The organism is Colwellia sp. MB3u-4, assembly GCF_014077065.1.
Taxonomy (GTDB): Bacteria; Pseudomonadota; Gammaproteobacteria; order Enterobacterales; family Alteromonadaceae; genus Cognaticolwellia.
Genome location: NZ_JACGVE010000070.1, coordinates 1 through 19,089, shown reverse-complemented (window position 1 = coordinate 19,089; position 19,089 = coordinate 1). Strand labels below are relative to the sequence as shown.

Below are 19,089 nucleotides of genomic sequence, written 5' to 3'. Positions count from 1 at the left end.
TGTTGTCATTTTAAGACTTGGTGTTGCTCATAATCGCTCATTACATCATCATTATCTATAAAATTTTGCAGTAACATGGGGGTTAATTAACTTACAGCCTATCCTGATACTGTTTAAAATATTGCAATACTTAATTCCGCAATGCAGAATAACATCATAATATTCAAAAATTCCACGTCTTTCTAAAGACAATAAATACCTTAAGGCTGTAGATGAAATACTATCCCAGAGTGCTGATATTAGCCGTGGCACTGATCCTGTCTGGCGGCTTTCTAGCTAATCAAATACAAACGAATGGCGGTACCGTACAAGTCAGTCATGTTCGCTTTGCCGGCAACGACGGCATTATTACCCACGCACGGCTTTACGTACCTAATAGCGTTTCAAACGCAAACCCAGCACCTGGCATTGTTGCTACACACGGTTATATCAACTCAAATGAAACCCAAGCAGTTTTTGCCCTCGAGTTTGCGCGACGTGGTTACGTTGTACTAGCGCCGGATCAAACCGGCCATGGTTATTCCGATCCCGCCGCTTTCGCTAATGGCTTTGGAGGTATAGATACACTGGCCTACATAAAGACATTGCCGTTCGTTGATCAAAATAATATTGGCCTCGAAGGTCACTCTATGGGCGGTTGGGCATCACTTGTGGCCGCCGGTGTCTATCCAAATGATTACCAATCATTGGTGATACTGGGTTCATCACCCGGTACTTATGGTGCGCCTGAAGGAACTCCAGATTGGCCGCGTAATATCGCGGTTATTTTTTCCAAATACGATGAGTTTTCATCGCTGATGTGGGGCGTTGATATACCAACAGACATCAGACAAACTGATAAACTTAAAACTCTGTTTGATACCCCTGAAGACGTCATTGCAGGCAAAATTTATGGCAATATTGCAGACGGTAGCGCACGCATTTTTCATCAACCAGCGGTTACTCATCCTGGCGTTCACTTTTCATCGGTAGCAATAGGACATGCTATCGACTGGTTTGATCAAACTTTAGCCGGTGCACATCCCATTCCATCCACCGACCAAATTTGGCTATGGAAAGAAATCGGCACATTACTGGCTTTAATCGGTATGGTCATACTCATCGCGCCTGCCCTAAGCAGGCTAGTTCAAACCTCAACATTCCATTCACTTAAAGCATCAACACCTAAATTGTTCAGTTTAACCGGACGAAGTTGGTGGCTAGGCGCACTGATATTTACCACCTTGCCGGCACTAACACTGTTCCCGCTTAAAGGCATCAGCGAAACGCTAGGATGGCAAGCATCAGCTTTGTTCGCTCAGAACATCAGCACTCAAATTATAGTATGGGCGCTGCTGACTGGGCTTATTTCAATGTCACTGTTTCTACTTTGGCATTTTTTGTTGAACCGTAAAACCGGTGCTAGTTTTGCAAGCTATGGCTTAACTTGGAACGGCCGAGTGCAATTATCCTCGATTGCGCACTCATTTTTATTGGCATTTGCTGTTGTTGGCGTACTTTATACATCGCTTGTATTAACCGACTATTTATTTGATGTCGACTATCGTATTTGGGTCTTTGCCATCAAACTGTTAAGCCCGTTGCAAATGGGTATTGCTTTGTTATATCTGCTTCCGTTCAGCCTGTTTCTTATCATTGTGGCTAGTGTGTTACATGGCCAACTGCGGCGCAATAACTGGAGCTTTAGTCAAGAGTTAGGGGTGAACTGGCTGTTATTGAACCTTGGTTATCTGCTGTTGTTGATCGCACAATATACGCCGCTGCTAATGGGTAACACACTGTTAATAGCCAGTGAGCCATTGTGGTCGATTATCGCATTGCAGTTTGTGCCAATAATGACCATAGCGGCAGTCGTTTTTACGGTCGCCTACCGTGTTACCGGTCGGGTTTATACCGGCGGCTTTATTAACGCCATGATCATCACTTGGGTGATTGTGGCTAGTCAAGCAACACATTATGCATTCTGATTAATGTTTCACCCGCTAAAATTATTCTGTTATTAATACGCCTGCAGATACTTTTCAGTATTGTTAATGATAATGTGGCTAAGTAAACATTTTTAACATCATTGTCTGCAGACTGATAAAGGAAAAATTATGAGTGATAATAACAAGATAAAAGCATCTGATTTATTTGTGCAAGCACTTGAAGCTGAAGGGGTAGACCATATATTTGCGGTACCAGGAGAAGAAAACTTGGATATGGTCGAATCCTTACGAAAATCATCCATTAAATTAGTCTTAACTCGCCATGAACAGGGTGCTGGGTTTATGGCGGCTACTTATGGTCGCCTTACTGGCAAAGCCGGTGTTTGCATGGCAACACTGGGACCTGGCGCAACAAATTTAGCAACGCCTGCCGCTTATGCTCACTTAGGGGGTATGCCCTTAATTATGATCACGGGACAAAAGCCGATTAAAAAATCAAAGCAAGGCCTGTTCCAGATTATCGACATAGTTGGCTTGTTTGATCCTATTTGTAAAATGTCTAAACAAATTGTCCACGGTGATACTATTCCTTCATTAGTGCGCGAAGCTTTCCGCCTTTGTGAAGAAGAACGCCCAGGCGCGGTGCTTTTAGAGTTACCCGAAGATATTGCCGCTGAAGAGTGTACCCCGGGAGTAATGCACCCCCATAAACGGCTTTACGCTAGCCCTAATGATTTGGCCCTAAAAGAAGCGGTAGCCTTAATAAAAAGCGCTAAAATGCCCTTAATACTCATTGGCGCTGGCGCAAATAGGCAAAATGTTCGAGAGGCAATGTGTAGCTTTGTTCACTCAACACGTATTCCGTTCTTTGTTACGCAAATGGGTAAAGGCGTAGTTGATGAACGCTCAAGTCTATTTTTAGGTACTGCAGCGTTATCAGCAGGGGATTATTTACATTGTGCCATTGAACGTGCAGATTTAATTATTAATATTGGCCATGATGTTATTGAAAAGCCGCCATTTTTTATGGAAGAAGGCGCTAAGAAAGTGATTCATGTTAATTATAAATCGGCCCAAGTTGATCAAGTTTATTTTCCACAATTAGAAATTATTGGCGATTTAGCCGCTTCTGTTAATGCCTTAAAAAATAAGTTAGTCGGAGAGGTTGAGTTTGATAGAAGCTATTTTGATAAAATAAAACTCGCCATTGAGCAGCATATTGAAGTGGGAGCAGATGACGAGCGTTTTCCTATTATCCCACAACGCTTTGTAGCTGATATTCGCAAGGTGATGGGCGAAAAAGATATTATCGCTTTAGATAATGGTATGTATAAACTCTGGTTTGCACGTAACTATAAAGCTTATCAACCCAATACCGTATTACTTGATAATGCCCTTGCCACCATGGGAGCAGGTCTGCCGTCAGGCATGATGGCTGCAATGCTAAATCCTGACCGACGCGTGATGGCAATATGTGGTGATGGCGGTTTTATGATGAATTCACAAGAATTAGAAACCGCCATTCGTTTAGGCTTGAACTTAGTGGTAACCGTGTTAAATGACAATGCTTACGGCATGATCCGCTGGAAGCAAACCAGTTCTGGTTTTGCTGATTGGGGCTTAGAGTTTAACAATCCTGACTTTATTAAATACGCAGAAAGTTATGGCGCAACCGGTCATAGAATCACTTCGGCTGACAATATAGTTGCTACCTATGAAAAAGCTTTTTCAGCTGGCGGAGTTCACCTGGTCGAACTGCCCGTTGATTACTCTGAAAATCAAAAAGTATTAGTGGATGAATTGGCAGAAAAGGTTTGTTTACTATAGAACTATTATTTTGATATGGCTTGTTAACAAGCGACTTTTAACTTATTAAAGAGCATATTATGACCGAATTAGACAAAAGCAAAAGCGCTGAAACGTTCGATATTGTTAACCCTTATGATCAAACTTACCTAGGGTCTTTACCCTTAGTCACCTGGGATGATATTGACAAAGATTTAGCTACCGCTCAGCAACTATTTAAAGACCGCCAGCAATGGCTTCCTGCCTTTGAGCGGATCAATATTCTCAAAAAAACAGCGATATTGATTTCACAAAGAGCAGATGAATTAGCGCTTTTAATCGCCAGTGAAGGCGGAAAGCCGCTAGTTGATGCCCGTGTAGAAGTTACTAGAGCTATTGACGGCGTAGAGCTTTGTGCGAAAGAAATATCAGCATTAACCGGTAAACAAATCCCAATGGATTTAACCCCAGCTGGTGCGGGCAGAATCGCCTTTACGACCAAAGAGCCGATTGGTGTTGTGGTTGCCGTTTCAGCGTTTAATCATCCATTAAATTTAATTGTCCATCAAGTCGCGCCAGCGATAGCTGCCGGTTGTCCTGTGCTAGTTAAACCTGCACGAGATACGCCATTATCTTGTAAAGCATTTGTTGATATTTTATATCAAGCCGGATTACCGGCACAGTGGTGCCGTTTTATTATGTGCGAAACGTCTACCGCTGAAAAAATGATCACCGACCCTCGTGTCGCCTTTTTTAGTTTTATTGGTTCAGCCAAAATAGGCTGGATGTTGCGCTCTAAATTGGCGCCCGGTACACGTTGCGCATTAGAACATGGCGGAGTTGCCCCAGTTATTATTGAAGAAAGTGCCGATATTGCAGCGATGATCCCAAGTTTACTAAAAGGCGGTTTTTATCATTCGGGACAAGTGTGCGTGTCTGTACAACGTATTTTTGCGCCTAGGGAGCAAGCCAAAGCTATCGCACAAATGTTGGCTAACGGCGCAGAAAAAATTATTGTCGGTAACGCAATTGATGAAGCGACCGAATGCGGACCACTTATTCGTCCTAAAGAAGTTGATCGTGTTGAAGCCTGGGTTGATGAAGCCGTATCGGCAGGCGCAACCCTAGTCACCGGCGGTAAACGTCTGGGTGAAAGCACTTATGCGCCCACCGTGCTACTTGACCCCCCCGTTGATGCCAAAGTATCTACCATGGAAGTTTTTGGCCCTGTTGTTTGTGTCTATGGTTATGACGATATTGACCAAGCCATTGCTCAAGCTAATTCGTTGGAATATGCCTTTCAAGCCTCGGTGTTTACCAAAAACCTTGATATAGCCATGAAAGCGGTACAGGAATTGGACGCTACAGCAGTAATGGTCAATGACCATACGGCTTTTCGCGTTGATTGGATGCCTTTCGCTGGACGTAAACAATCGGGTTATAATACCGGTGGTATCGCTTATACCATGCACGATATGTCTCAGGATAAAATGGCGGTTATTAAGCTCTAACGTTAATAATCTGTGCTATAACTATTCATAAAAAAAGAGTCTCTAATTATTAGCGACTCTTTTTTTACACTCGGTAACTTAAAAATTATTGCACCGTGATATTGCACCGCGATAATTCGTTCAACATCTGCGCAGCGTTATTATGCCAACAGATAAAGTGTGACTAAACATAACTTGAAAATAAATCTACCTGTGCTGAAGCGTTAATACAATCACGTCATTATTTCACGTAATTATGTCACGTAATCAACTTTCCACTTTGATATAGAAATAGTCACTACATATCTTTTTAGTTATTAATTATCAGGCTACAGCGCTTAAAAATAGGCCTATAGGTCATTCAACCTATGTGAATAAAACTTAGTGTTTGGTATCTTCGCATCAATTAGATTAACCAACAGGTAGCAGCACTAATGTCTTACAGCAAAAAAAAGATTTACTCATTGAATATAATTACCGCGACACTTCTTTTTGGTTGTGGCGGCTCAGGTGGCTCTGAAACGACTATCACTCCAGCGCCGATCGCTCCACCGAGCCAACCAGCACCTATTGCAAGTTCATCTAGCTTAGTCTCCTCTACCGGAGTCATTACTGGCTTTGGCAGTGTTTATGTTGATGGCGTACGCTACCTTACTGACAATGCTGACATCAATATCAATGGCAATAGTGGTGCTGATGTCTCGTTATTGAAAGTAGGTATGCATGTAACTATTGCTTCAAGCGACGATGATAGTGAGACCCCCGAAGCCTCAAGAGTGACTTATGAGTCTGAAGTAGAAGGCATGGTGAGCTCGATAGATCGTGATAACCAAACCATCATTGTCGCAGGCACGTTAATCTCCTATAACAACCTGACTCACTTTATTGATATTACTGAAGCTAACTTGTCTGTGGCTCAGCGAATAGAAGTTAATGGTTATTTAAGACAGGATAATTCTTATCTAGCCACTATGATCAAACTTGACGCTGATACCAGCAATGACCAAGCCGAATATACCCGAGGATTAATTGAACAGCTCAATACTACGAATAGAACCTTTCGCTTAAATCAATTGATTATTGACTACAATACCGCCTCAATTGAAGGGGAACTGAGTAATGGGACTTTAGTCAAAGTTGAAGGTGTGCTAACCAACGATACGATTATCGCATCTCACATTGAAACCGAGATGTTTGACGGCAATAGCGACTCTTCATCAGAAGAGTTCTCTCGTTATGAAGTGGAAGGCATAGTATCGGCGTTCGATGCCACGAACAACACCATCACCGTCAATGGCTATAGCTTTACGCTTGCTGATACAGTTCAATACCAAGGTGGCACAGCAGATACTTTAATAGCAGGTGTATTTGTTGAACTCGAATTGTCGACTAGCAAAGTAGTCGTACGTGTTGAATTTGAAGCAGACAAATATCGTTCTGATGGCAAAGTTAAAGGCAATATTGAGCAAATTGATCGAGATAATCAATTAATTACCCTGTATGGCCAAGCGTATAAGCTAAGTATTAATACCCGCTTTGAAGATGATGACGATCAATATGTTAATTTACAAAGTCTACAAGTTAATGATGCGGTTGAAATAGTGTTTGCTCTGATTGATGGCGTTAAAGTCATACAGCGAATTGAGCGAGAAAACAGCAGCGAATTTAACGATGAGTGGGAAATTGAAGGGGTTGTCAGTGCATTCGACACTTCATCAATCACGATTAATGGCGTCAGAATTATGTTGAATAGTAGCAGCCTGTATCTTAATCAAGATATTGTCGTTGCCATGGATGATTTCATCAATGCGCTCGTACTAGGTATCTCTGTCGAAGTAGAAGGTTACTACGATAGTAATAATCAATTAGTCATTAACAAACTTGAACTAGAGTCACCTTCACAAGGCGATGACCCATCAGACGACCAAGACGATTCATCAGACCATGATACTGGCCAAGGTTACGTAGAAATCGAAGGTCGGGTATCGCAATTACTCTCCGCAACTAGCTTTACACTTAATGGCTATGAAATACGTTTAGATAATAGCGCTCGCTTAGAACTCAATGATCAAAACGTTAATTTAGTTGACTTTATGAATGCAATATCGGTTAATACTACGGTAGAGATTGAAGGTGTATGGGTAGAAAATACCTATATTCGCGTCTTAGAAGCTGAAATTGAGTCGAATGGAAACGATGATTAAACTCAAAGGAGTGTAGCAATAAAGCGAGGTTTATCCTCGCTTTTTTTATGGGATTAAAATGCATAAAGATAAAATAATATCACTGGCCCTTTCACTTATCATTGGCTTTAAACTGGTAGATATTTATGTCGATTTTAAAAGTGAAGTTAGCTACATTCATTTAGCACAAGAGCTCACTCTGGTTATTATTTCGTTATCACTTTTTATCTTTCTTATGAAAGATATTTTTACCCGCAGCAAGCAAACTAACTATTTACTGCGACAATTAGACTCCAGCCAACACCAGCAAAAAATACTCAATGAACAATTAGAAAGAAGTAAGCACAGTTTTTTTGATGCCATTAACGCGCAATTCGCTATTTGGGAACTCACGGCGGCAGAGCATGATATTGCGCTTTTTCTCTTAAAAGGCTTAACGATTGCTGAAATTGCGTCGCTAATGCAAAAATCAGAAAAAACAGTGCGTAACCAGGCTTCGTCGGTTTATAAAAAATCCCAAGTCAGCGGCCGGCATGAACTGGCCGCAATTTTCTTTGAATTTTGGGAAGTTGATCCCAAGCATTAATCTTAATGCCCTGAGTGATAACTAACGCTAATACTTAGTGTTAATGTCGATGACTAATACTCGTGCCGATAGCGAGTAAATAAAGAATACTATTTAGGACAGCAACATAAGCTATTTATTAGACCATTACACTGATTAAGTGATCTACTTTTTCATGATGAATAATGGGTAAATACGAGGTAGTTCATCAGTAATACTCACAACCAATAGCGGGTATTAAGCTTAAAACAGCCGGCTGAGCTTTGAGTTGCTTTTTCTCCGTTTTAACAATATTGATAATAAAAAGCCCCGTACAATATCTCTTGGACGAGGCTCTTAGGTTACCGACTTTTCATTAATAATGATTAACGATAAAACGCTTCAACCGTGCCTTTTACCTTCATTAAAAGCGGCTGTCCGCGACGGTCTAACGCTTTGTGTGTGGCGACTTTTACCCAGCCTTCACTAATGCAATATTCTTCGACATCTGAACGGTCTTTGCCGTTGAGCATAATACCAATATCATGCTCAAAAATTTCTGCCACATGATGTGGGCTACGAGGATTGATCGAAAGGCGATCGGGTAAATCGGGTAGCGATTTAGTGTCATTCATGTTGGTGACCTGTAGTAAATAAAAAGTGCGCTATTGTAGGCAATATAAGCATTCCCCTCAATAGTGCTTGGTGTATTTAAAAGCTATTTTAACTGTATTGCCTTGATATTAGATACTGGGTTAGACATTTACCTTTCGCAAGCAAGGACTATCTAAGACAGCAACATCAAATTTTCATTAGCAGCTTAATATGGCAACAACTAACAATCGCTCAAATTATATTCTTAAGACGCATTTATCAAGCAAAATTATCATCCATAGTTTTTAAACATTAGCCTCTCGTTGCCTAGCGCTTAAAAAATCAAACGCTGGTATGACAGGCATACTAGTGGTATAAACGGGCCAGAGCATGAAAATCTGCAGTAATCGCAAAATTTTTGCCTTAAATTTACTGTGCCAACCACTTAAGGCAGTCGCTTGTTATCCGGTGCTATATCACCGTTAAGCTAAGCACTGAAATATGATGAACTTAACCATAGAATTTAATAAACCAGAAATAAAAAGTGCCTTTGACTGGCAATTAGCACAAGAGATTAATGTTAAAAATGATGAAAACCAAGTTATTGCCAAAGCAGAAATTGAAATAATCACTTTAAATAAGCACCGTGGTGCTGACGAAAGCTATGAATTATTAAGCCAGCACGATGCTACCGACTGGGAAGTCCCCTTAAATTTATTTTTTAAAAAACAACATGTCGCGGCAGATTTAGTCGAAAAGTTACAGGCAAAAATTGATACTAAAGCCAAAGATCATATCTTAATTGAAGCTATTAGTGTCTTACCCGCATATCGCCAGCAGGGTGTTGCGAAATTTTTACTAAAAGAAATTGCCCAACACTACAGCAAAGTACAGTCAATTTCGGCACTGTGTATGCCAATGAGTTTATTTGTTGATGCACAAGACTGCGAAACACCTGAAAATACCGCCTATTATCAGGCCATGAACTTAACCGCAGACGAGTTAAGCACTGAAGCATTAAGCGCGTTCTTTGAACAGTCAGGTTTTAGTTATTTAGCTATAGATGACAGCGCGTTAGAAGCACCCTTACCTTTTAAAGTCTTTATCGCTAGCCCACAAACCCTCTTGTAATACTAGCGATTAACATACTCGTGAACATGCCTAGTTCACGAGTATCACCTGCAGCGTTTGAAAATTTCTCTCTGCCTTTTGTATCTGTCTATCCCTGTGCCTTTTAATGCTCATTAATGGTCTTTTTGCTCGATAAAAAAATAGCTAGGGACATTATTCAACAGTCATTGTTAAGGCATAATATTAGGTAAAGGCCAATGCTTGTCGCATCAACTTAACAGCTTAATCCTAACTTATCTTGTCACCTGCACCCTTCACCCTGCACCAAAGGTATAACTATGTTGAGCAATAAAAAATGGGCTTTATTTAACCGCGGCTTTTTTCCACGTACTCTGCTTTTTGGCTTTTGACTTACGCTTAAAAGCCACTTTGGGTAATTGGGCAAATGACTGTTGCTCTGACTGCTTAACCATCTGCGCTATAGTTGATGTTAAAGGAGTGATTAAATCTTCATAACGGCTTTTTTTCTCACTAATGTTAGTCAGTGTGGCTTCCCAGTGGGCAGTCATATCAGGCATGGTCGCCGCAACAGGCAAGGCATTGATCAGTGACGTGCCAATCACAGTGGCATTGATATTCTTGCCTTGGCGTTGCAAATAATCACGTTTAAATAATAAGTCGATAATACCGGCACGCGTTGCTTCGGTACCCAAACCGTCGTTTTCTCGTAAAAGTTTTTTAATCTCATGATCACTAACAAACCTAGCAATGCCGGTCATGGCACTCAGTAAACTGGCATCAGTGAACTGCTTAGGTGCTTGTGTCATACGGCTAATGAGTTCGCCATGACGACAGAGTACTTGCTCGCCTTGCACTAATTTTGGCAATAGTTGATTATTAAGCTTTTCGTCATTGTCTTGCGCTGCGTTGTCAGGCTTATTTTTTGCACGCTGAAATAACACCTTCCAACCTTGGGCGATCGGGGTTTTAGCATTAGCTAAGAATTTACCTCCCGCAATTAGCAGCTCAACCCGACACTGGTTATATTGGTATGGTGGATAAAACTGTGCTAAATATTGCCGAACAATAAGAAAATAAACTTGCTTTTCAAATGGGTTCAACGACAACTTGTTCGCTGATTTTTCGGTCGGAATAATGGCATGGTGAGCGGTTACTTTAGCATTATTCCAAGTTTTACTTTTTAACGCACTATTAGCACCTTGCGCAAACTTGCCATAGTCTTCATCTGCGCTGGCTAACATGGCAATAATGCCTTTAGCCTGAGCATGATGTTCAGTGGGTAAATAGCGACAATCAGAACGAGGGTAAGTCACCAGTTTATGCTTTTCATACAATGCCTGACAGACATCTAATACCAACTTGGCATTCAATGAATATATTTTTGCCGCGTCAATTTGCAGTGCGGATAAACTATAAGGCAATGCGGCTGCTTGCTTTTTCTGCTGCTCAATCACTGAGCTCACTTCAGCGGTTTTATGGTCAATACGACGAACAACATTTTCAGCTAAAGCACGATTAAGCACGCGGCCTTCTTCATCCATATGCGGTTGGCAGGCCTCGCTGGGTTGCCACTTTGCAATGAATTGCGCTTGGTTACTGGTTTGTAAGTGTGCGTGCACATCATAAAAGTCTTTCGCGACAAAATGGTCAATCTCTTGTTGGCGTCGCACAACTAAACCTAAAATTGGCGTTTGTACCCTGCCGACAGATAACACGCTATTAAAACCGGCTTTTTGCCCTTGTAAGGTATAAGCTCGCGTTAAGTTAATGCCGTAAAGCCAATCGGCTCTTGAGCGCGCTAAAGCAGAAATTGATAAGGGCATAAATAATTGGTTACTTTGTAAGTTAGCCAGCGATCTTTGCACTGCGGGTAAATTTAAGTCACTAATTAACAAACGCTTAGTATTTTGCTTCTTCTTTGCTGATACCTTGAAAAAATCAATAACCTCATCAACTAACAGTTGGCCTTCTCGGTCAGGGTCACCGGCATGAATAATTTCATCTGCTTGCTTAACCAGTTTTCGTAACACAGTAAGCTGTGACCGGGTTTGTGCTTTAGGTTTTAGTTGCCATTGCTGCGGCACAATCGGTAAATGGCCCATTTGCCACTTTTTAAATGCGGGATCGTAATCTTCAGGATTTGCTTGTTCAAGAATATGGCCAATACACCAACTTACTACGTCACCATTGGCCAGTGCGATATAGCCTTGATGATTCTTTTGAGGTTTTGGCAATGCGGCGGCAATTGCCCGACCTAAGCTTGGTTTTTCGGCGATATATAATTTCAAGATGAAGGCTTACCTGTAGAGCAAAGGCTCCTGATGTTTTAGATAGCCTAGCATTTAAAACTGTTTATTTATACAGCTAAGAAAAAGTTGCTGATTAATAACTTTCTGTAGCGCCCCTAACCAGCAGTCTCTGCTATTGCCAGTGCTTAGCCAGATAATTTTACCTAAGACCAACAATTAGTGACAACAGCGCCTAAAGTTTACCGCTAAATATTTTACTGTTAGTGAAGTTATGCTATTTTTAAGCTTAATAATCTTAATCTAGAGCAATAGTGCTAATGCCTGCCATTGATACCAACCAATGCCCTTTATGCCAACAAAATAATTTATGTGCGGTCAATGGTAATCAACCTTGTTGGTGCGTAAGTCGTGATGTTAAACGCGACTTATTGACACAAGTGCCTGCAGCCTTATCTGGAAAATCATGTATCTGTAAAAGCTGCATCGATAAATTCGACTTTAACAAGGTGATCAACAAGTCTTAAAAACATACCTAGGTATTTTTATATTATTTAACTTAAATTCTCACCTAATTACTTGCTTACATAAATGAATAAAAAGGAATTTTCGTGTCACATAAGCAAACAAAACAAGACACTATATTGAGCACCATAACAACACTATGAGGTGATGAGCTAACTTGGCGCTGGGAAGACAAACAATCCGCTTTACTCGCCGAATTTTCATGGGAAAAAAGAGCGCATATTAACTATTTTACGGCAGTTATTCAGTGAAGAATGGCATAAAAAGAATATGAAAAAAGCCCCTCAAGCGCTTAAAGATGAATTGGGTCAATTAATAAACCCCAATAACCCCCCAATAAAAACCAATTGATTTTTACTCAGCCAGCCTTTCAAGAGACACCCGCCCTTACTGTTATTTGGTGGCCTTGGAGTCATGGCTCAACCTATTCTATCGGCATTAACTATTAAACAGTCATTATGACGATGCCGCGCTAAAGCAGGGAAAAGTGAGCTTAATAAGCAAGACTTATCAAGGTATAACATCAGCATAATGACCTAAGTCGCTTGTGAGCAAAAATATCTTAGCTACAATTATGCTAGTTTAATTTAATTTTACAGGATGTTTCTATGCTCACGTTAACGCTACATTATGCCACTAACAGAAATCACTTAGGTCAACGTTGGACTCCCGACAGTTATGGACAAGATTTTAGTGCTGACCGACCTAATAACTTACGTTTTGGTCGAGTCACGGTTGAAGTTGGTGCTAATAAAGTAACCGACTACCTGAGTGATAAGGTCCATAACCGATCAGGTGATGGTGAAAGCCTATCAGGCTATATTGAAAAAAAATTACGGAAAAAAAGTCTTATCGCTGCTTTTGTAGAACCAAAAAACCTCACCACACCTCTGGCTTCCACTGTGGCTTTTAATGAGATCAAGAAACAAATGGATCTGAAACGTGATCTGGTGGTTTTTATTCATGGTTTTAATGTTGATTGGTTTGAAGCGGTCGCCTCTGCCATGGCATTAGAGTTAATGTTAAACCGCGTATCGCAAGATAATGATAAATTAAAGGATACCAGCGTGTTTCTTTTTACTTGGCCTTCAAACGGCGCTATGGTGAAAAATAAAGCTTATTTATCTGATCGTAACGATGCTAGAGACTCAAGCTTAGCAGTAGCGCGAGGCTTTCTTAAATTACGTGACTTTCTGATGACGCTCAGACCTAAACATAATGATCCAACGATAAATGAATGTGGTCAACAACTACACTTACTGTGCCACTCAATGGGTAATTTTGTTTTACAAAACGCCCTAGTTTCATTAGATAAGCTCAATAACCAAAAACGCCGTCCACAATTATTTCAGCATATCTTTATGTGTGCACCTGATGTTGATGATGATATTTTTGAAGATAAAAAGCATATGGTTAATTTGCATCAATTAGCCAAGCATGTAACGGTTTATTACAATAATGGTGATTTAGCTATGTATATTTCTGATTACACCAAAGGCAATACCGATAGGTTAGGCCATAATGGCACAGCACGACCCTTGCAATTGCACCATAAAATCAGTCAAGTCAACTGCTCTGATATTGTTCGTGGTGTCACAGAACATAGTTATTATTTATGGGCCACGGTTAATGAAGACATTAGACAAAGTATTGATGATCTTGCTTACGATGACAGTGCACGTAAAAGAAAATGTAAATCAGCACAAGTTTGGCGCTTAACTTAGTCTGCCTTAACTTTACCTCAATTTAATTTACCTCAGTTCAGTTTAGTGCAAGAGCCAGCAGAAGTTAAACCTCTGCTTGCTCTAACCCGCTACTAGCAAGGCTATTAAGATTATAATGTCATCATAAGTAGGATGAACTAATTTATTGCTTTAGCGTTTACGTGACTTATGCGGCTTATTCAACTTAGCTTTACTGTTATCGCCAAAGGCCTTTTGTCGACCATGCTTTTTTTGCTGCCCTAAGGTGTTTTTACGGGCTGGTGGGTCGGTTTTAGTTAAATCTGGCTCATAGCCTGGTAGCCATTGTTGCATTAAGCGGGTGTCTAACACTTTTTCTACCGCTTCTAGTAACCAAGTTTCTGATGGGCTCATTAAAGAAATAGCTAAGCCTTCATTACCTGCGCGTCCTGTGCGACCAATACGATGAATGTAATCTTCAGCAATATAGGGGAGTTCATAATTGATCACATAACGTAAGTCGCTAATATCAATACCACGCGCGGCAACGTCGGTCGCGACTAAGGCGCGAGTTTTACCTGCTTTAAATTCTGCTAAGGCTTTATCACGCGCACCTTGGGATTTGTCACCATGAATAGATTGGGTTTTAATGCCATCTTTTGACATTTCTTTTGCTAGTTCATCCGCGCCCAGTTTTGTGCGAGTAAAAATAAGCACTTGTTGCCAGTTTTTAGAACCAATTAAAAATGAAGTAAGCTCACGTTTTCGATCGCTATCAACGGTATAAACAATTTGCTCTACTTTTGTTGCTGCGGTATTACGTTCACTGACTTCAATAAGTTGTGGATCATTAAGTAAGGTTTTACTGAGTTTGAAAATGGCATCATCAAAAGTCGCTGAAAACAATAAAGTCTGACGCTTAGGCGGTAGACGATTTAAAATACGGTCAATTTCATCCTTAAAGCCCATATCTAACATACGGTCAGCTTCGTCAAAAACAATAGTTTCAAGGTGAATTAACAAAACACTGCCATTAACAATATGGTCTAACAACCGACCAGGGGTGGCAATTAATATATCAGCACCTTGCTCAATGGCTTCAATTTGCGGTTTAATACTGACACCACCATAAGCCACCGCAATATTCAGCTCAGTGTTTTCAGCATAACTAACAAAGCTTTTATACACTTGCTGCGCAAGTTCACGCGTTGGTGTTAATACCAAGGCTCTAATTGGCCTTTGTGCTGGAATATTCTCGCTTAAACGTTGCAGAATAGGTAAAGCAAAGGCGGCAGTTTTACCTGTACCAGTTTGAGCTCCAGCCATAATGTCTTTATTGGCTAAAATAGCTGGAATGGCTTGCTGTTGAATCGGCGTTGGCTGATCATAGCCTAAGGCTTTAACGGCATCGGTAAGTGACTTATCTAATGCTAGGGACGAAAAACTCATGATTATCTATCGCTTATTAATCGAATGTTGTTTTTGTTTAAGTTCATGCTCAAGTTCATCAGGGTAATATACTAAGCCTTGCTCGTCTTGGCTTGGAAACACCACAATAGCGAGTTCGTCATCGGCTAAACCCGTGCTCCAACGACTAAACCATTTGTTTAAAGAAATTGCTTCAGGTTGGCAAGCTTGCCAGCCATCGGTAGCCCAAGCTTGGGCAAACTCTTTATTTGGCCAAACCGGTACACAGTCCTCTTCTTCCGTGTTGAGCATTACACAGCCATGTTCATCAGTTAAGATCCATAACTCGTTTTGGCTGACCGCTTCATTGATAAAGTAAACGGCGCGCTGCGCGTCATCCATCTGTAATATTTGTTTGATTTTTTCTGGCTCTAACACATGAACTCCTGATGAAAACTATTTTTAAATGGCGGCGCTATTCTACAAAAATTTGCATTTCTTCGCCGATGTTTTTCCGCATTTCCATTAACTTTATTGCGCTGTCATGCTCTTTTTTATCTGCCGTTGTTTTAGGTATCCATTCAGGAACACGCTCAGATTGACCATTCTGATCAACAGCGACCATAATCACAATACAATGCGTAGTGAGTCGACGATTTAATGACTTAGGATCACAGGCATTTACTTTCAACGCTATATGCATGGAAGACTTACCGGTATAAATCACTTTCGCCTCAACTTCTACTAAGCTACCGACATGAATTGGCGCCACAAAACGAATACCACCCGCATAAGCCGTAACACAATAACGACCACTCCAACCTGCTGCACAGGCATAAGCAGCCAAATCAATCCATTTCATTACTGCACCACCGTGAACTTTTCCACCAAAGTTAACGTCTTGAGGTTCAGCTAAAAATCTTAAGGTTATATCGCGTTGCGGTTGCTTCATGGTGCTTCCTATTTATCAGTAAAATTAAGGCTAACAGTGGTTACAATATTTGCGGTTTAAAGGTACATTACACCAGTTAGGTCATAGTTAAAATTTAAAGGATAACCATGAAAATTTGGGTTGATGCCGACTCGTGTCCGGTAGTTATTAAAGAGATTCTATTTCGAGCCGCAGAGCGTACTCAAACACTTACAACATTATTGGCTAATCATTATCTAAAAGTACCGCCGTCTAAGGTGATCAGCTTCGTACAAGTGAGTGCTGGCTTTGATGTTGCTGACGATGAAATTGTTAAGCGAGCCGAGCCAAATGACTTAGTGATAACAGCAGATATTCCTTTAGCGGCTGAAGTCGTCGAAAAAGGCTGCTTAGCACTCAACCCTAGAGGCGAGCTTTACACAGAGGCCAATATTCGTCAACGTCTTAATATGCGTGACTTTATGGATACGCTGCGCTCTAGTGGTATTGAAACAGGTGGAGCGCCACCTATTAGCCAAAGTGATCGACAAGCTTTTGCTAACAATCTTGATAAGTTACTAGCGCAGCAATAAGTTAAGCAAATATAGCGCAAGGGCAAAAAATTATTTTGCCCTTGCTATTATCATTATTTACTTGGATTAGGATTAATGCGGCGACGTCCGCCACCATTACCGTCGCTATTGCCATAAGGGTTACTAGCAGAGCTATTGCCGATATGGCGTCTGTTTTTTCCAGTCGGTTTATGACCACGAGCATTCTCGCCCGAGCGTTGACCATCTTTATGCTCAACACTTTCTGATTTAAATTTTCTTGGCTTTTGAGCTTTTAAAGCGCGTAAATTACGTGACTCTGGTAAGGCATGTACGGGTTCAAAACCGGCAACAACTTCTCTTGGCAAATGCGTTTGTATGACATGTTCTACATCATTAAGTAAATCTATTTCATCAGCACAGACTAAAGATACTGCATGACCGGTAGAACCTGCTCGGCCGGTACGTCCAATACGATGCACATAGTCTTCTGGTACATTAGGCAATTCAAAGTTAACCACTTGCGGCAACTGTTCTATATCGATACCACGGGCAGCAATATCAGTAGCAACAAGTACGCTAATATTACCCTCTTTAAATTGTGCTAAAGCTTTAGTTCTCGCGCCTTGGCTTTTGTTGCCATGAATAGCAGCAGCTCTGATACCTGCGGCATCTAACTGTTTAGTTAATTTATTTGCGCCATGTTTAGTTTTCATAAACACGATAACTTGTTGCCAGTCATTTTCTAGAATTAAATGCGTCAGTAAAGCGGCTTTTCTGTTTTTATCAACCGAATAAATTAATTGCTCAACAGATTCAGCAGTCGTGTTTTTTGGGCTAATGGAAATTTCAACGGGATCATTAACTATGCCTTTAGCTAGTTCACGAATATCAGGAGAAAATGTTGCTGAGAATAGTAGTGTTTGACGTGTTTTTGGCAGCAAAGATAAAATTTTCTTAATATCACGTAAGAAACCCATATCTAGCATTCTATCTGCTTCATCAAGTACCAAAATCTCTAATTGATTAAATCGCACCGCTTTTTGATTATATAAATCGAGTAGACGCCCAGGAGTAGCGACTAGAATATCAACGCCTTGACGCAAGCGCAGCATTTGTGGGTTAATTTTAACACCACCAAAGACTACAGTAGATTTCAATGGTAAGTATTTACCATACATTTCTACGTTTTCAGCAATTTGTGCCGCAAGCTCACGAGTCGGAGTGATAATAAGCGTTCTAGCCTGGTTTGGGCGGACGTTATCGCCCTTAGATAACAGCTCAAGAATAGGTAAAGTAAAACCGGCTGTTTTACCTGTACCCGTTTGCGCAGCAGCCATAACGTCTTTACCATCAAGCACGGCAGGAATAGCCTGAGCTTGAATAGGTGATGGCGTATCGTAACCTTTTTCCGCAATGGCTTTTTGAATCGGTGCAGATAAACCTAAATCGGTAAAACTCATAGAATATTCTCTTCTCGCTGTTGGTTTGATCCAATGTCAAACGGCGATGCAGAATACAGTATAGACGGCTTTAGTGCAATGAAAGTGCTTATTCTTCTATCATAAACAGCAACTAAATTAATACTAATGGAGAAGGGGAAGGTAAAGTTAAGCTGTTCTTTAATGTCTTAAGTATTCACTTATTCCTTTCTCATTCATTCTTTTATACCTGTAAAAAGAAAAAATATCTCACAGGGAGAGAAGCAAGAGGACTACAGGAGGTAAACACTAAAACAAAAAGTGCTTTTATATGCCTTGATTGCTTACTTATTCACTTCTCATCCTTCCTTTCTGTAAAAATTCACATAGAAAAAGAAGAACTATCGGCGGCAAGGCTCTAAAAAAAATGATTAATTGATAGATAGAAACGAAAAAACCCGTAACGTTAGTTACGGGTTTTAGAATGGTGGTGGAGGGAGGTGGATTCGAACCACCGAAGGCTGAGCCGTCAGATTTACAGTCTGATCCCTTTGGCCACTCGGGAACCCCTCCACAGGGCCGAAAACCCAGCCATAAGCTGGGTATTCTAAATAGAAGCCTAGCAATGTCCTACTCTCACATGGGAACTCCCACACTACCATCGGCGCTAACACGTTTCACTTCTGAGTTCGGAATGGGATCAGGTGGGGCCATGTCGCTATTGTCGCTAG

Annotated in this window: 15 protein-coding genes, 1 tRNA gene and 1 rRNA gene; 9 read left to right on the top strand and 8 right to left on the bottom strand. The window is 40.9% G+C overall.

Translation table 11 applies throughout. The annotated features are described in order from the left end of the window. Window positions 1-212 precede the first annotated feature (212 nt). The 5 genes from H4J61_RS04965 to H4J61_RS04945 all read left to right on the top strand — a co-directional run bounded on the left by H4J61_RS04965 (window position 213) and on the right by H4J61_RS04945 (window position 7,972). Complete coding sequence (locus H4J61_RS04965) at window positions 213-1,967, top strand: S9 family peptidase (RefSeq protein WP_182184193.1); 1,755 nt, start codon at window positions 213-215, stop codon at window positions 1,965-1,967. Window positions 1,968-2,114: 147 nt separating this feature from the next. Continuing rightward, window positions 2,115-3,755: an acetolactate synthase large subunit gene (locus H4J61_RS04960; protein WP_404852060.1), complete on the top strand. Its 1,641-nt coding sequence runs from the start codon at window positions 2,115-2,117 to the stop codon at window positions 3,753-3,755. Between the two features lie 59 nt (window positions 3,756-3,814). Continuing rightward, the gene (locus H4J61_RS04955) at window positions 3,815-5,224 is read left to right on the top strand and encodes an aldehyde dehydrogenase family protein (protein WP_182184188.1); all 1,410 of its coding nucleotides are present in this window, start codon (window positions 3,815-3,817) and stop codon (window positions 5,222-5,224) included. 443 nt (window positions 5,225-5,667) lie between these two features. Continuing rightward, a complete protein-coding gene (locus tag H4J61_RS04950) occupies window positions 5,668-7,407 on the top strand; it encodes a DUF5666 domain-containing protein (RefSeq protein ID WP_182184186.1) in 1,740 nt (579 codons plus the stop codon). A gap of 58 nt (window positions 7,408-7,465) precedes the next feature. Beyond that, window positions 7,466-7,972: a helix-turn-helix transcriptional regulator gene (locus tag H4J61_RS04945; protein WP_182184183.1), complete on the top strand. Its 507-nt coding sequence runs from the start codon at window positions 7,466-7,468 to the stop codon at window positions 7,970-7,972. A gap of 344 nt (window positions 7,973-8,316) precedes the next feature. Here the strand turns inward: H4J61_RS04945 and H4J61_RS04940 are convergent, their stop codons facing one another. Further along, window positions 8,317-8,565, bottom strand: a complete 249-nt coding sequence (locus H4J61_RS04940; RefSeq protein ID WP_182184180.1) for a DUF3297 family protein — start codon at window positions 8,563-8,565, stop codon at window positions 8,317-8,319. A 460-nt stretch (window positions 8,566-9,025) separates the two neighbouring features. Between H4J61_RS04940 and H4J61_RS04935 the strand changes: the two genes are divergently transcribed. Continuing rightward, the gene (locus H4J61_RS04935; RefSeq protein ID WP_182135883.1) at window positions 9,026-9,655 is read left to right on the top strand and encodes a GNAT family N-acetyltransferase; all 630 of its coding nucleotides are present in this window, start codon (window positions 9,026-9,028) and stop codon (window positions 9,653-9,655) included. A gap of 302 nt (window positions 9,656-9,957) precedes the next feature. Here the strand turns inward: H4J61_RS04935 and H4J61_RS04930 are convergent, their stop codons facing one another. Beyond that, window positions 9,958-11,904 (bottom strand): DNA topoisomerase III, encoded by a 1,947-nt coding sequence (locus H4J61_RS04930; RefSeq protein WP_182184178.1) that lies wholly within the window; start codon window positions 11,902-11,904, stop codon window positions 9,958-9,960. A gap of 278 nt (window positions 11,905-12,182) precedes the next feature. On the opposite strand from H4J61_RS04930, the gene H4J61_RS04925 reads away from it, so the two are divergent. Both H4J61_RS04925 and H4J61_RS04920 read left to right on the top strand, forming a co-directional pair. Further along, complete coding sequence (locus H4J61_RS04925; RefSeq protein ID WP_182184175.1) at window positions 12,183-12,389, top strand: cysteine-rich CWC family protein; 207 nt, start codon at window positions 12,183-12,185, stop codon at window positions 12,387-12,389. Between the two features lie 606 nt (window positions 12,390-12,995). Continuing rightward, the gene (locus tag H4J61_RS04920; RefSeq protein ID WP_182184173.1) at window positions 12,996-14,111 is read left to right on the top strand and encodes an alpha/beta hydrolase; all 1,116 of its coding nucleotides are present in this window, start codon (window positions 12,996-12,998) and stop codon (window positions 14,109-14,111) included. A 150-nt stretch (window positions 14,112-14,261) separates the two neighbouring features. Here H4J61_RS04920 and H4J61_RS04915 read toward each other — a convergent pair whose 3' ends face one another. The 3 genes from H4J61_RS04915 to H4J61_RS04905 all read right to left on the bottom strand — a co-directional run bounded on the left by H4J61_RS04915 (window position 14,262) and on the right by H4J61_RS04905 (window position 16,428). Beyond that, window positions 14,262-15,518 carry a DEAD/DEAH box helicase gene (locus tag H4J61_RS04915; protein ID WP_182135887.1) on the bottom strand — a complete coding sequence of 419 codons (1,257 nt, stop codon included), beginning with the start codon at window positions 15,516-15,518 and terminating at the stop codon, window positions 14,262-14,264. Window positions 15,519-15,524: 6 nt separating this feature from the next. Then, entirely contained in the window at window positions 15,525-15,878 is a 354-nt protein-coding gene (locus tag H4J61_RS04910; protein ID WP_182135906.1) for a DUF2750 domain-containing protein, read from the bottom strand. 73 nt (window positions 15,879-15,951) lie between these two features. Continuing rightward, window positions 15,952-16,428 carry an acyl-CoA thioesterase gene (locus H4J61_RS04905; RefSeq protein ID WP_182135888.1) on the bottom strand — a complete coding sequence of 159 codons (477 nt, stop codon included), beginning with the start codon at window positions 16,426-16,428 and terminating at the stop codon, window positions 15,952-15,954. Window positions 16,429-16,535: 107 nt separating this feature from the next. On the opposite strand from H4J61_RS04905, the gene H4J61_RS04900 reads away from it, so the two are divergent. Further along, window positions 16,536-16,979, top strand: a complete 444-nt coding sequence (locus H4J61_RS04900; RefSeq protein ID WP_182135889.1) for a YaiI/YqxD family protein — start codon at window positions 16,536-16,538, stop codon at window positions 16,977-16,979. Between the two features lie 53 nt (window positions 16,980-17,032). On the opposite strand, the gene H4J61_RS04895 is transcribed toward H4J61_RS04900, so the two are convergent. The 3 genes from H4J61_RS04895 to rrf form a co-directional block, all read right to left on the bottom strand. Beyond that, complete coding sequence (locus tag H4J61_RS04895) at window positions 17,033-18,400, bottom strand: DEAD/DEAH box helicase (protein ID WP_182135890.1); 1,368 nt, start codon at window positions 18,398-18,400, stop codon at window positions 17,033-17,035. A 446-nt stretch (window positions 18,401-18,846) separates the two neighbouring features. Continuing rightward, window positions 18,847-18,931 (bottom strand) — tRNA-Tyr (locus H4J61_RS04890). Between the two features lie 44 nt (window positions 18,932-18,975). Next, a 5S ribosomal RNA gene (gene rrf / locus H4J61_RS04885) occupies window positions 18,976-19,089 on the bottom strand.

Coding starts and splice junctions, on each gene's coding strand:
- H4J61_RS04955 (WP_182184188.1), top strand. CDS start 3,815: ATGACCGAATTAGACAAAAGCAAAAGCGCTGAAACGTTCGATATTGTT.
- H4J61_RS04905 (WP_182135888.1), bottom strand. CDS start 16,428: ATGAAGCAACCGCAACGCGATATAACCTTAAGATTTTTAGCTGAACCT.
- H4J61_RS04915 (WP_182135887.1), bottom strand. CDS start 15,518: ATGAGTTTTTCGTCCCTAGCATTAGATAAGTCACTTACCGATGCCGTT.
- H4J61_RS04910 (WP_182135906.1), bottom strand. CDS start 15,878: ATGGATGACGCGCAGCGCGCCGTTTACTTTATCAATGAAGCGGTCAGC.
- H4J61_RS04945 (WP_182184183.1), top strand. CDS start 7,466: ATGCATAAAGATAAAATAATATCACTGGCCCTTTCACTTATCATTGGC.
- H4J61_RS04900 (WP_182135889.1), top strand. CDS start 16,536: ATGAAAATTTGGGTTGATGCCGACTCGTGTCCGGTAGTTATTAAAGAG.
- H4J61_RS04940 (WP_182184180.1), bottom strand. CDS start 8,565: ATGAATGACACTAAATCGCTACCCGATTTACCCGATCGCCTTTCGATC.
- H4J61_RS04920 (WP_182184173.1), top strand. CDS start 12,996: ATGCTCACGTTAACGCTACATTATGCCACTAACAGAAATCACTTAGGT.
- H4J61_RS04895 (WP_182135890.1), bottom strand. CDS start 18,400: ATGAGTTTTACCGATTTAGGTTTATCTGCACCGATTCAAAAAGCCATT.
- H4J61_RS04925 (WP_182184175.1), top strand. CDS start 12,183: ATGCCTGCCATTGATACCAACCAATGCCCTTTATGCCAACAAAATAAT.
- H4J61_RS04935 (WP_182135883.1), top strand. CDS start 9,026: ATGATGAACTTAACCATAGAATTTAATAAACCAGAAATAAAAAGTGCC.
- H4J61_RS04965 (WP_182184193.1), top strand. CDS start 213: ATGAAATACTATCCCAGAGTGCTGATATTAGCCGTGGCACTGATCCTG.